The following is a 12,797-nucleotide window of genomic DNA, read 5'->3' on the forward strand; positions in this document are numbered from 1 at the left end:
TGACCTTCTCGGCGAGGGATCGACACTGACGCGGTCACGCCGCGCCCTCAAAGCCTACCTTAGGGTTCGCCCTTGGTTTGCTGCGCTTTACGTTTTCTTTACAAATCTCAGGGCCACGATGAAGGTCGTACCCACCCAACCTTCCAAACTCGCGTCATCGACCTTAGGGTAAGAGCCCTTGGTTGTTTCGGTAACCCTTCGCCCACCCCAAGGCTCGTTTTGACGCCTAGAAAAGGGAAACATTTACCTATGAATATGCCACAATCGGCAAAATATATTTTGGGCGTGGCCGCAGCGGCCGCGCTCCTCGCGGGTTGCAGCAGCGGCGCAACCTCGTCGCTTGCTCCGTCGGGCGCCCCGGTCGTCGGCGGCGCCAGCAAGCTCATGCACAACGGCCACGTCCTTACGACCTCGATCCTCGACCCGAAGGTCGCGATTCGTAAGAGCGACCTCTCGAAGTCGCATCCGCTTCACGGCAAGATCGACTCCAGAACAAAGACGTTCTGGATCAGCGATTCCGGCGATAACGTAGTTCAGGTGTACTCCTATCCGTCGGGCAGCTACATGGGCGCCCTCGCGGCCCCGCCCGAAGGCTTCTCGGAGCCGCAAGGCATGTGCTCGGACAAGAACGGCAACGTGTTCATTGCGAACACGGAAAACAGCAAGATCGACGAGTACGCTCCCAGCGGCACGTTCACGCAAGCACTGTCGGATCCGGGTGAGTTCCCGGCCGGTTGCGCAGTCGATCCGAAGTCCGGAACGCTCGCCGTTTCGAACATCATCAGCACCAGCGACTATGCTGGCGGCATCAGCCTGTATGCCAACGCTTCGGGCGCCCCGCAGCAGCTGACCGATCCGAACATGTTCGAAGTGTTCTTCATCGGCTACCTCGGCAAGACTGGAAACCTCTACTACAGCGGTTTCGATAACTCGTTCTATGCGGCGATCAGCTCGTACATCGGCGGCAACTTCGCGCTCCTCCCGATCAGCGGCGCGACGATCGGCTTCCCGGGTACCGTGTCCAACGCTCATAAGACGGGCTCTTTGGCCATCGGCGACCAAGACACGTTCAGCGGCCCGACCTTCTACCAGGTCGACGCCACCGGCACCGTGAGTGGTTCGACCGTTCTCAGCTGTCCGTCGGGCTACTGCGACGTCGTTCAAGCGACGATCAAGGGCACGAAGGTCGTTGCTCCGGATGCCGAATCGCTCGACGCCGGCGTCTATCCGTACCCGGCGGGCGGCGCCGCGCTCGTCACCGTCAGCGGTTTTGGCCAGCCGATCGGTTCGGCAGTCAGCTCCGTCAAGAACTAACACTCCGAATCGACCTCGGGTCGACTCAAAAGGGGCCCGCTTCGGCGGGTCCCTTTTCTTTGGGCGTGGCTTCGAATTGGCAACGGCTCGCTTGCGCAGGCCGTTGCTTTTTACGTACGCGCCGAACATACTGGAAAGGCATGGCCGCGACGTACTCGCCTGCTCTGACGTACGCGCCTGCTCTAAGGGGGGTTCTCGATCATGCGGCCATCGTCGCAACTCACATTCGTCGCCTGCACCGCGCTGCTGGCCGGCATGCTTTCGGCGTGTTCGTCCAGCCCGACGTCATCGCAAAGTAGTTCGTTTTCGCCTCAGGCGCAACGGTACGCACCGGCCGGAGCGAATAAAATTCAACACGTGGTCATCATCGTTCAAGAAAACCGAACGATCGACAACCTGTTTCAGGGATATCCAGGTGCCAACACGCAGTCGGAAGGTAAGAACTCGAAAGGCGAAACGATTAAACTTACGCCGGTCAGCTTAAAGACGCAATATATTATCAATCATTCGGCTGCGGCGATGTTCGACGCGTGCGATGGCACCGGAAGTCTTCCCGGAACGAAGTGTAAGATGGACGGCTTCGACAAGGAAGGCTCGTACGGAGGTCCTACCAACCCGGAATACGTCTACGTTCCGCACAGCGAGTCCAAACCGTATTGGGACATGGCAAAAGAATGGGTGCTCGGAGACGACTTCCACACGTCGCAATTGGACGAAAGCTTTGCGTCGCATCAGTACATCATCGCCGGGCAGGCTGCGACGAGCGTCGACGTTCCCGAACCGGGCGAATGGGGTTGCTCTGGAGACGGGCTGGTCGAAACGCTGACGCAGGCCCGCACGTACGGAGGGAGGCAAACGCCGTGCTTCGATTACACGACGCTGGGTGACGAACTCGATGCTGCCAGCCTCACGTGGCGTTTCTACTCCAGCAAGATCTCGCAACCAATGGGCGGCTTTTGGTCGGGATATCAAGCCATCAAACATATTCGATACGGCAAAGACTGGGCGAACGTCATCACTCCACAAAAAAGGATCCTTAACGACGTGCCTGCCGGCAAACTTGCCAGCGTGACGTGGGTAACCCCGACGTGCGAAGAGTCGGATCACAGTGCGTGTGGCGGCGGCCTCGGACCGGCCTGGGTAACCTCGGTGGTAAATGCGATCGGCGAAAGCAAGTACTGGGATTCCACCGCGATTTTCGTCTTTTGGGACGACTGGGGTGGCCTCTACGACCACGTGAAGCCGCCGATGGTCGATTACGATGGACTCGGTTTTCGTACGCCGCTGCTCGTTATCTCACCGTATGCCAAACGCAACTTCGTTTCTAAGGTGCAATACGAGCACGGCAGCATCTTGAAGTTCACCGAAGATATTTTCGGACTTCCGCGGATGGCAGACTCCGACACGCGCGCGACATCGGTGGCCGGCGACTGCTTCGACTTCAACCAGAAACCGCGAACGTTCGTGCCGATTCAAGCTCCGCAGAAGGCAGAGTTCTTTTTGACGCGCGCCGCCGACGAACGGGCACCGGACTACGAATAGCGGCTCGGCGTGGCAAGGGGGTTCGTCGAGCGGTCACTAAGGCCGCACTCTTGCCTACACTGCTCCGGCGACTAGGGACACGCGATGCCGCGCTCATCGTCATGGGCGGTATCGTCGGCTCCGGAATCTTCATGAATCCGTCGGTCGTTGCACGCTACGTGCCGTCGGCCGGCGGTATTTTATTAGCATGGGTTGCCGGTGGCGCAATCGCATTGTTGGGCGGCGGTCTGTTCGCCGAGTTGGCGTCGCGACGGCCACGCGATGGCGGCTTGTACGCCTACATGTGCGATGCGTTTCATCCATCGGTCGGATTCCTCTACGGATGGACGCTACTGCTGGTGTCGCAGAGCGGCGGCATGGCGGCCGCGGCCGTAACCTTCGCCAATTACTTCGAGCCGCTGACGGGGTTGCACGTTTCGGCGCGGACGCTCGGCGTGCTCGCGATCGCGTTGTTCACCGCGATCAATTCGCTCGGCGTGCGCTCGGGCGCCGGTACGCAAAATGTATTCATGGCAATTAAGGTCGCCGCCATCGCAGGCTTCGTGTTGGTCGGAATCGCGGCGCCGCGCGCAGCATCGGTGACGCTCGGACCGGCCGCGACCGCGGGGGCATCGGCCGCAGCGATCGGTTTGGCAATGGTGCCGGTACTGTTCGCCTACAGCGGCTGGCAGACGGCCAGCTTCATGTCGGCCGAGTTGAAAACGCCGGAACGGACGTTGCCGCGCGGATTGATTCTTGGTTTGTCGTGCGTCGTGATTCTCTATCTCGCCGTAAACGCAGTGTGCGTTCGCGTACTTGGGCCGGCTGGATTGGCTGCGACGCGAACGCCTGCTTCGGCGATCGCGCAAACGGCGTTCGGTCCTGTGGGTGGGCGGATCATGGCCGCCGTGGTAGCAGTGTCGACGCTCGGGTTTTTGAGCAATCAAATCCTGACGTCGCCGCGCGTCTATTTCCAGATGGCCGCCGACGGCACGTTCTTTCGCAGCTTAGCGTGGATCGATCCGCGCACACACGTACCATCGTTCGCGATCCTCGCGCAGGGTGCGGTTGCGGCGATCGTCGCGTTATCCGGCCGGTACGATCAAATTCTGAACTACGTTACCAGCGTCGACTACGTGTTCTTCGGATTGGCCGGCGTCGCACTGATCGTCTTCTGCCGTCGCGACGCAGCCGAATCGAGAACACGCCCGCACATACGGTTGCCGGGCTATCCGTGGAGCGCGATCGCGTTCGTCGTCATTTCGTGGGCGGTCGTCGGCGACGTCGTTTTTAAATCGCCCGGCGACACTTCGATCGGGCTCGGCATCATGCTGGCCGGGTTGCCGGTGTACGCAATCTTTCGCGCCGTCAACCGGCGCCGGACCGCGACATCGTGAAGCGCTCCGTGCGCATAACGCTCGTAATTTTGTTGGGGCTTTTCGAGCTTGGGTCGATCGTCGCGACGCTCGCGACCTTCGACCAGAGCGTCGGCGAATACGGTTATAATATCGGGCCGGATGGAATGACGGTCATCGCGGTCGAGCCGGGGCTTCCGGCCTCGCGCGCCGGCATCGTCCCCGGCGATCGCATCTCGTACGAACATCTCGCGCTTCCCGGGCGCATGAACGCGATCCTCAACTCCACGATGTCGCCCGACACACCATTGACGCTCGATCTCCGGCACGGATCGAGCGTTAGAACCGTGCACTTGATGCCGGCGCTGCTCCCGCGTCTCTACGGCGCCGCGGATCTTTCGTTCGCGTTCGCCGGATTCTGTTTGGGCGCGGTGAGCCTCGCGCTCGTCTTGATGCGCCCGAACCGCATGACTTGGGGCTTCGCGTTGGTCGTGCCGCCACTCGTACTGCCCGAAGCGGCTTTCTTATGGGCGCAGCACGCACCGCTCGCGCTAGGGTTGTCCTACGCGATTTTTATCTCGCTGCTATACGGTTTACAGTCGTATGGAACCATCGCGTTCGCCAGCCGTTTTCCAGCCGACGAACCGGCCGGCATCGCACGCTGGATCGACAAGTTGGCGGCTCCGGCGGGCATAGCCGCCGCTTCGATCTATATCGGCACCGATTACGCCATTTGGCTGGCCTCCGCGCCCCCGCCGCATTGGTTGCTCGTATCGCAAGACTATCTCGCCCCGATCGTGCCCAACGCGTTCGCACTCATCGCGATCGTAGCCACTTACGTACGCAGCGACCGAAATCTGCGCAGCCGCCTCGCGCCGGCGTTAGCCGCGATGGTGCTCATGATCGCCAGCGCGATAGCGCAACAATTCGGCGAAGTGGGAACCAGCAACGCGACGATCTTGCTCGCCACCTATTTCGCGTTCGCCGGATCGGCCGCGTTCCTGGCCGCGTCGGTCGCATATGGCGTGGTTCGCCACCGCGTCATCGACGTCAATTTCTTTATCGGCCGCACCCTCGTGTACGGAACGTTGACGATCGTCGCCGTCAGCATCTTCTCGCTGATCGAATATTTGTTTGGAAAGTTGCTCGAACGCGGCGGACTGGCGACCGTTCTCGAGATTCTTTCGGCGATCGCGCTGGGGTTGTCGCTGAATGCGCTGCACGGGCGCCTCGACTATTTCATCGACGTCGTACTGTTCCGCCGGAGGCACATCGCCGAGGCGCGCGTCGCGCGGACGGCGCACAACGTTGCGTTTGCAAACTCCACCGAGATCGTCGAAGAGATGCTCGTGAACGAACCTGCCGACGCGTTCGATTTAGCATCGGCGGCCGTGTTCGCCGAAGATCCCCGCGATGCGTCGTTCGTTCGCCGGCACGCCGTCGGATGGGACGACGGCAGCGCTGCTGCGTTGGACGGCGACGATCATCTTGTAGTTCGGATGCGTGCCGAATTACGGGCCAGCGATCTTTCGGATTTACGCTGGCCAAGGCACGACGTTCCAGCCGGTGCGCGCCAACCGATCTATGCGATTCCAATCGTTGTCGGACGCCGTTTGCACGCGATTGCGCTATACGGTGCCCACTCCAGCGGCGAAGACATAGACCCCGACGAGCGCGCCGGCCTACGGCAACTCGCGGCCGGCGCCGCATTGGCCTACGATCATCTTGCGACCAAGGCGCTGCGCGATCGGGTCGCATCGCTGCAACGCGAAAACGCCGCGCTGCGCCGCAGCGAAGAAACGCTGTCGGCTATTGTGGCGGAACGATTGCCGCGGTCGCTTGAACCGGACGGCGCTTGATCAGTTCGAGGCCGACTGCAACGAGAAAAACCGCGGTCGGCAGCGCGCCGAAGATTCCCGGGCCGGTGTTGCTCGGTGACATAAATCCTTCCCGGAAGAAAATTGATAACGTCGCGATGCCGTTTCCGGCCGCAGCAACGTACCCGATCCACACGAGCCACTCGGGCGCGGAATCGTGCCGGCGCATGCTGTGCGCAACTGCGAACGTGAAGATCGCAGCGGGCCCGTAGGCCAGTCCGCCTTGCAAGAACACGAACGTATCGTACACGGCGGCCATACCAAAGGATTGAAAAACGTCCGCAGCGGCGTACGCCACCGTCGTTTCCAAGCATGCCGCGACGATCGATAGACAGATCATCACGACGCCGGCAACCAGCGCGAACATCGAGAGCCCCTCTTGCCGTCCGGGTGCGTGTGACAGATACGTCCGAAGACCGACGATGAACCACAAGAAGAATCCGGCCGCCGGAAACATCAACCACGCGCCCAGGAGCAGCGTGGGTCGATGCAGGTCGAGCAACAGACCGATGTCTGTCGCTTTCAACGTCGGCGACGGGAGCGGGCTCGTCACCACGGTCGCTATGAGGATCAGCGCGACGAAACTAAGAATCGACCAGCCCGCCGAACGCTCGGCATGCACGTTTTCCATAAGGCCCGTTTACTTGGTTCGGAAAGCCGGTCCTCCCCGGCTTGTGTCGCCTTGCATTACAGGCCATAGTACTTAAACGAGGGCCACATCTGCGCCAGCGGCGCATGTGGATGCGTGCACAAGTAGATCGGAAGCGGTCCTTCAAGAACCCAGCGAAATTCGTTGCGATAGACGGCGATTTGCCGCACGCTTCCGAACGCGCGTAAGAGGAGCGGATAATCCGTCGCACCGACGGCCAGCATCGACGCGCCGGAATATCCTCGAACGCCCCAGACGTAATATTGATTGTTTGGGCTAATCGCGACCGGTAACCCGTAGCTGGGTCCGTAGCGATTTAATGCGCCGGCATAGGCATACCGGTCCGCGAAGATTGCCGTCTGCGCGCGCTGCGGTTGCGGTATCGATCGATAGGCGAGCGCGACGGTTTCCACCATCGCTTTCCATCCCAGCTGATCGGCGTAGAGCGGATTCATCAGCCGTCTGCTTCCGTCGTGCGCTATCGAATCGCCGATGCGGCTCACACCGATCAACGATTCGTATTGCATATAGGCGGGCAACGACAAGATCGGGAGCGCGATCGGAACGAATATCGCCGCGACGATGAAGGCCGCCGCTGCGAGGGCCGCACGACGACGCGGATGTGGGGCTAACCAGCGTTCGACGGCTACGCCGCCTGCTGCGAATAAGGTTGGATAGATACCGAAGATATAATATGGACGCCCGACGCTGACGACCGCAATTGCAAGCAACACGCCGTATGCGACCGCTACGAAACGCGCGTCGTCGCCGAGACGCCCACGCGCGGACGCGACGACACCGGCGATCCACAGCGGCGCGAGAAATGCATTGAGATAGAGAATCTGCCCGATCGCCAGAAACAATGCGTTGCGGGCCATTCCAGACGATTCGTCGGCTATTCCGTTGGCCAACGCGTGGCGGTTCGCGCGATCGCCGGCGATCACGCCAAGCATCGGAATATGGTGCGATAATTGCCACCAGACGTTCGGCCACACGAGCACGACGGTCAACAACGCGCCGAGCGCGAGCCAACGCGACCGCAACACGTACGCTTTTCCGGTGAGCAGTAGCCCGAGAGCGAGGGCGAGCGCGCACGCAACGATCGAATACTTGGCGTAGAAGGCGACCGCGACGATCAACGCCATCGCAATATACCATCGTCCGTCGCGCGTGCGAACTAAGCGTAGCGTGCAATATGCGAGCGCAGTCCATGCCGCCGGGGAAAGCAACTCGGTCGACAGTCCGTACCCGAGACCCAGCAACCCTGGAGCGAGCGCGGTTCCGATCGCAGTCAACAGTTGCGCGTACGCACCACCGCGCAACTCGCGTGCGACCGCGCACGCCAGCAAGACGGTGACGCCGGCAAAGATTGCCGGCGGTAATCGCAGCGCCCACACCGCATAGCCGGCGGGTGCCGACAACCACGCTACGAACGGCGCGAACGGCGGCTGATCGACGTACCCCCACGACAGATGGCGAGCACAGTCGATGAAGTACAGTTCGTCTCGGTAGTATCCGTAGCGGTGGTTGAACGCGACGTGCACCAGCAGCGTTGCCACGGCCGCCACGTAGGCGACCGGATGCAGCTTCTTCACGCAGCGCCGGGGCGCGATTGATATCCGGCTATAAAGAGTTGCGCCACGCAGACGCCGGCGATCCCGGCCAGCGCGATGCATCCGAAGGTAAAACTCGCATCCCACCACGTCCCGCCGAACATCGGGAAGGCGAACAGAAAGTACGCCGCCATATACGCTGCCGGCACGACCCCGCCGAACCAGCGCAAAGCGCAGGCTCGCACGACCGACGGGCGATATTTCGCGACGATCGCGTCGCCCGCGGCACCGGCGACGATCGATGCGAGCAAGATCAATACGAACTCGCCGGCATCGGTCGATAATTCGCCGCCGATCCAACATTTTTCCGCGACGCACAGCACGATCAACGCACCGGGGTGCAGTTGTTTGCGGCTGCACATGTAGATCGTCGCTGCAGCCAAAACCAAGCTTTGCCAGATGACCGTCAAGATCTCGGTAGACTGCTTGTAGAACAGCATCACCGACAACACGAATTGTTGATGGATGAATTGCTGTTGCGAAAGCGGATGGTCGCGCAGCAGCGCCTCGGGATAAAATCCGAACTGCGTAACGAACTGCACGACTTCGAACGCGACCCCGAGGGAAACGAGCATCGGCAACTCGTCGACTAAGTTCGCGGCATTCGGCCTAGCCAGTCCGCTCCGCACCGGGCCGGTCACCAAGAAGAACAATCCCGTTAGTAAGACGAGGTGTGGCGGACTCAACAAGAGATCGAGCTGGTGCTCGAAGCCGAACACGGAATGCCACGCCGCGTCGAGCGCCCCGCCGAGAATCAAGCAAGCGGCACCTACCACGCTTTGCGTGTAACCGTGCGGGATAGCCGCCCAAAAGGAGCGACCGGGCTTCTGGTTCCGGCGAATCTCGAGCGTCAGGATGACCGCTGAAGCGATCGCTCCGCTGTACAACGTGACGTGCCAGGGGTTGAGAAACGTGTCGATCGTTTCAAACAGGTGCTGATGCGCGTCGATAAACAGGCCGGTCATCATCCAAACGGCTGCTATCGTTATGTACCAGTCCAAGCGTGTGGGTACGCCGGGACGAGAGTCGATAGACTCCTTTGGGATGGTAAACAAGGCCAGGGACGTCCCCATTAAGAAAATCGCGAGGCTCACCTCATGTTTCGGCTCGCCACAAAACACCTGCCGTGGCCTGTCGTGGTTGCATGTTGCATCGCGCTTGTTGGATGCGGCGGTTCACCCGTTGCCGTACCGTCCAACGTCGTCGTTGCAGCCCACCAACCGCGCGAATGGCCCTCGGCCGTCGTACGAACCCCCAACGCACCGCCGCATATGTTGCGCGTGTGGCTTTCCACGTTAACGCTTCATCCCGGCATGTGGCTCGACGGATCGGTGGTTGCCGATACGAACGTGGCTTCCGTCGAGATTCGAACCGCAGCGTTCTCGATCAACTGCGAGCACGTCGGACCCGGCTTGTTCCGGTTTCACACGCTGTTCTTGGAGCTGCCGCCGCTCTCGCGACGGCATACCTATCAGCTCGATATTATCGCGCGCAATACGCCCGGGGACGAAGAGATCGAACACGCGCCGCTGCGCATCGAATAATCAGTTGCGTTAGGGCGTCCGAGCTACGACGCGATGGTGCAGCTTCCCCAGCGGCAGAAAGTGCCGCAATGGAAGCTCGGCGGTGGCGGCGTGCCGGATGCCGGCGACCGATATCAGCGTGACGACGCCGACTGCGACGCACACCCAAAAAGCGGCGATCAGACCGCCGGCGAGGGCATCGGCCGGCGTTGCGCCGGCGTGCAACAACGCGCGGGCGCGCAGCTCTTGCGCCGACGCACCGAGTGCGACACCGAAGCCAATTCCCAACTGCAGCGCGAAACTCAGCGCGGCCGAAGCACTGCCTTCGTCGGCATCGTCGACATGACCGAGGCCGGCGATCATGCCGCTCTGATACGCGAGCATTCCACCGAAGCCGCCGATCACCGTGGCTGGAAGTAGGCCGTACCAGAACGGGGTGGATGGGTGGAGGAACAACAAAATCGCTTCACCCGCAACCATCACCGCGCTTGCGATGAAACCCATGGCACGCACGCCGATGCGGCGCACGATCGTCATCGTCAATGGAGCTGCCACAAACGATGCGATGACCGACGACGGTAAGAAGGCAAGACCGGCGTCGAGGGCGCTATATCCGGCGACGCGTTGGGCGTACATCGACGTAAAGACCAGCACGCCCGCATACGACATCGGCTGCAACAGCATGACCGCCGCGCCCGATAGCAAGTCGGGATACCGAAATAAGCGTGACGGCAAAATCGGCTCGGCTGCCCGGCGCTCGATTCGGACGAGCAGCACCAACAGCGCGATCGTCGCGACGATGCCGGCGCCGGTCGCAATCGACGTCCATCCGCGCTGCGGTACCGATTCGATCGTGTAGACGAACGTCAGCAGTGCGGCCGTCAGCGTTAGCGCGCCGACGACGTCGAGACGCGACGAACTTCGCTGCGGTGTGTCGCACGGCACGTACGTTCGCACCAGTACGAAGACGGCCACGGCAAACGGAATGTTGACGAAAAAGACGGATCTCCAGCCAAGAAATTGTACCAAAATCCCACCGAACAGCATCCCGGCTGCGATGCCGCTGCTGCCGATCGTTCCCCACAATGCAATCGCGCGCGAACGCGCGGGCCCGGCCGGAAACAACGACAATACGATTGCCAGCGCGGCCGGATTGACCATTGCAGCGCCAAGGCCTTGCAGTCCGCGCATCGCGATCAGGAACGTCCCGTCGTGCGCGAGACCGCCGAGTAGCGACGCGATGGTAAAGACCGCGAGGCCTACGATAAAGAAGCGGTAGCGGCCGTACAAGTCGGCGCACCGGCCGGTTAACATCAAAAAGCCCGCCAGGAAGATCGCGTACGTGCTGACGATCCATTGTCCTTGACCGGCGCTGAGATGAAGCTCGGTCTCGATCGTCGGCAACGCGATCGAAACGATCGAGAAATCGACCAGCAACATAAAGAAAGTCGCGCTCAAAACGAAGAACGCGACCCATGTTTTGCGACTCGGTGCCGCTACGGCGATGATTTGATCTTCGCGAGGAACCTGTATTGTTTTCCGCTTCTGGTCGCGGTTCCGGAGATGGTTCCGTCGTTCTCGAGCTTCCCGCGTACGGTGTATCCACTGATGCCACCGACGTCGAGATAGATATTGCCGCCGGTCACGGTGCCGGTCACATTGATCGTCCGGCCGTACATCGGGTCGGGCTTGACCGAGGTCGCCGTGTAGGTTCCGGAGATGATTCCGTGGTTGAATTTGAGCTTTAAGTCGCCGGAATACGGAACGCCGCCGTTCCACAGTGGATTGTATGCCGCGACGTAGGTCGCGCTCCATTGCGAAGCGTGCACGGAAACTGCGGCCGGTGATGCCGCACAGCAAATCGCGGCCAGCACGGAGGTGAGAAATGTAGCGCGCAAATATCGCACGGCGGCTCCTTTCGTTTATGCGGCTACGGCCGCATCAGCGCATCCCAATCGGTTCGGGAGATGCGCAGCGATTCTTCGTCGTGGTCTACCAGCGAACGCTTAGGCAAGCGTTCGCGTTCGCAGAGGTCGCGTGCGTTCGTATCGACGTAGAGCAGGCCGGTGACGAACTCCCCGCGCGCGGTTGCTTCATGGATAACGCCAAGCGCTAGACCGGCGTTGGTCGGATCGTAATCGACCTCCAGCTTGCGCAGCAGCACGTGCGATCCGTCATCGAGCTCGACGTCGCGCACGGTTCCGGGTTCGTAGTCGACCGTGATCTCGCGGCCGCCGGCGATGTAATCGGCCGTATGCAGCACGATGTCGTGATCCTTGACATACGCGTAACTCTTGGTCGAGCCTTCGTGATCGTTGAACGTAACGCACGGACTGATGATGTCGATAATCGCCGTTCCGCGATGCGAAAGGGCCGCTTGCAACAGAGGTACGAGCTGCTTGCCGTCGCCCGAAAACGAGCGGGCGACGAAGGTCGCGCCAAGTTCGATCGCCAGGCCGCAGACGTCGATGGTGGCGTACTCGTTTACCTTGCCGCCCTTTTGCGTGGAACCGACATCGGCGGTCGCCGAAAACTGGCCTTTTGTGAGCCCGTAGCAGCCATTATTTTCGATGATATACGTGAGGTCGACGTTGCGTCGAATCATGTGGCAATATTGCCCCAGTCCGATGCTGGCGGTATCGCCGTCGCCGCTGATGCCCATGACGACGAGATTGCGGTTCGCAACTTTCGCACCGGTTGCGGCCGACGGCATACGCCCGTGCAAGCCGTTGAAACCGTGCGCCTGCTCGACGAAGTACGCCGGCGTTTTAGAAGAGCAGCCGATACCGCTCATCTTGGCCAGCTTGTGCGGCTCCAATCCGTAGTCGTACAGCGCCTTGATTAAATGATTGGTAATCGAGTTGTGACCGCAGCCGGCGCACAGTGTCGTCGGCAGTCCTTTGTAGACTTCGCGGGTGAGCCCGATCAGGTTAACCGTCATGTTT

At 60.9% G+C, this 12,797-nt stretch carries 11 protein-coding genes; 5 read left to right on the forward strand and 6 right to left on the reverse strand.

Translation table 11 applies throughout. The features are described from left to right. Positions 1–249: 249 nt before the first annotated feature. The 4 genes from VGF98_10630 (at position 250) to VGF98_10645 (ending at position 6,049) form a co-directional block, all read left to right on the forward strand. On the forward strand, positions 250–1,314 hold the full coding sequence (locus tag VGF98_10630; protein ID HEY1682081.1) for an SMP-30/gluconolactonase/LRE family protein: 1,065 nt from the start codon (positions 250–252) through the stop codon (positions 1,312–1,314). A 201-nt stretch (positions 1,315–1,515) separates the two neighbouring features. Further along, positions 1,516–2,856: an alkaline phosphatase family protein gene (locus VGF98_10635; protein ID HEY1682082.1), complete on the forward strand. Its 1,341-nt coding sequence runs from the start codon at positions 1,516–1,518 to the stop codon at positions 2,854–2,856. 50 nt (positions 2,857–2,906) lie between these two features. Further along, entirely contained in the window at positions 2,907–4,232 is a 1,326-nt protein-coding gene (locus VGF98_10640; GenBank protein ID HEY1682083.1) for an amino acid permease, read from the forward strand. After that, positions 4,229–6,049 carry a hypothetical protein gene (locus VGF98_10645; GenBank protein HEY1682084.1) on the forward strand — a complete coding sequence of 607 codons (1,821 nt, stop codon included), beginning with the start codon at positions 4,229–4,231 and terminating at the stop codon, positions 6,047–6,049. Before VGF98_10640 ends, VGF98_10645 begins: the two co-directional genes overlap by 4 nt. On the opposite strand, the gene VGF98_10650 is transcribed toward VGF98_10645, so the two are convergent. Genes VGF98_10650 through VGF98_10660 form a run of 3 tightly spaced genes read right to left on the reverse strand, consistent with a single transcriptional unit; the run spans position 6,000 to position 9,330 of the window. Further along, positions 6,000–6,698, reverse strand: a complete 699-nt coding sequence (locus tag VGF98_10650) for a hypothetical protein (GenBank protein ID HEY1682085.1) — start codon at positions 6,696–6,698, stop codon at positions 6,000–6,002. The two genes, VGF98_10645 and VGF98_10650, sit on opposite strands and share 50 nt — an antisense overlap. A gap of 56 nt (positions 6,699–6,754) precedes the next feature. Continuing rightward, positions 6,755–8,311 carry a glycosyltransferase family 39 protein gene (locus VGF98_10655; protein HEY1682086.1) on the reverse strand — a complete coding sequence of 519 codons (1,557 nt, stop codon included), beginning with the start codon at positions 8,309–8,311 and terminating at the stop codon, positions 6,755–6,757. After that, complete coding sequence (locus VGF98_10660) at positions 8,308–9,330, reverse strand: hypothetical protein (protein HEY1682087.1); 1,023 nt, start codon at positions 9,328–9,330, stop codon at positions 8,308–8,310. Before VGF98_10660 ends, VGF98_10655 begins: the two co-directional genes overlap by 4 nt. Before the next feature lie 96 nt (positions 9,331–9,426). Between VGF98_10660 and VGF98_10665 the strand changes: the two genes are divergently transcribed. Next, the gene (locus VGF98_10665) at positions 9,427–9,873 is read left to right on the forward strand and encodes a hypothetical protein (protein HEY1682088.1); all 447 of its coding nucleotides are present in this window, start codon (positions 9,427–9,429) and stop codon (positions 9,871–9,873) included. 9 nt (positions 9,874–9,882) lie between these two features. Here the strand turns inward: VGF98_10665 and VGF98_10670 are convergent, their stop codons facing one another. The 3 genes from VGF98_10670 to VGF98_10680 are packed head-to-tail and all read right to left on the reverse strand — an operon-like array spanning position 9,883 to position 12,793. Beyond that, positions 9,883–11,310: an MFS transporter gene (locus tag VGF98_10670; GenBank protein ID HEY1682089.1), complete on the reverse strand. Its 1,428-nt coding sequence runs from the start codon at positions 11,308–11,310 to the stop codon at positions 9,883–9,885. A gap of 38 nt (positions 11,311–11,348) precedes the next feature. After that, positions 11,349–11,759 (reverse strand): hypothetical protein, encoded by a 411-nt coding sequence (locus tag VGF98_10675; protein ID HEY1682090.1) that lies wholly within the window; start codon positions 11,757–11,759, stop codon positions 11,349–11,351. A 23-nt stretch (positions 11,760–11,782) separates the two neighbouring features. Next, positions 11,783–12,793 carry a 2-oxoacid:ferredoxin oxidoreductase subunit beta gene (locus VGF98_10680; GenBank protein HEY1682091.1) on the reverse strand — a complete coding sequence of 337 codons (1,011 nt, stop codon included), beginning with the start codon at positions 12,791–12,793 and terminating at the stop codon, positions 11,783–11,785. Positions 12,794–12,797: the final 4 nt, after the last annotated feature.

Origin of the sequence: Candidatus Tumulicola sp. (assembly GCA_036490475.1) — a bacterium.
Classification (GTDB): Bacteria; Vulcanimicrobiota; Vulcanimicrobiia; order Vulcanimicrobiales; family Vulcanimicrobiaceae; genus Tumulicola.

Coding starts and splice junctions, on each gene's coding strand:
- VGF98_10635 (HEY1682082.1), top strand. CDS start 1,516: ATGCGGCCATCGTCGCAACTCACATTCGTCGCCTGCACCGCGCTGCTG.
- VGF98_10665 (HEY1682088.1), top strand. CDS start 9,427: ATGTTTCGGCTCGCCACAAAACACCTGCCGTGGCCTGTCGTGGTTGCA.
- VGF98_10630 (HEY1682081.1), top strand. CDS start 250: ATGAATATGCCACAATCGGCAAAATATATTTTGGGCGTGGCCGCAGCG.
- VGF98_10650 (HEY1682085.1), bottom strand. CDS start 6,698: ATGGAAAACGTGCATGCCGAGCGTTCGGCGGGCTGGTCGATTCTTAGT.
- VGF98_10680 (HEY1682091.1), bottom strand. CDS start 12,793: ATGACGGTTAACCTGATCGGGCTCACCCGCGAAGTCTACAAAGGACTG.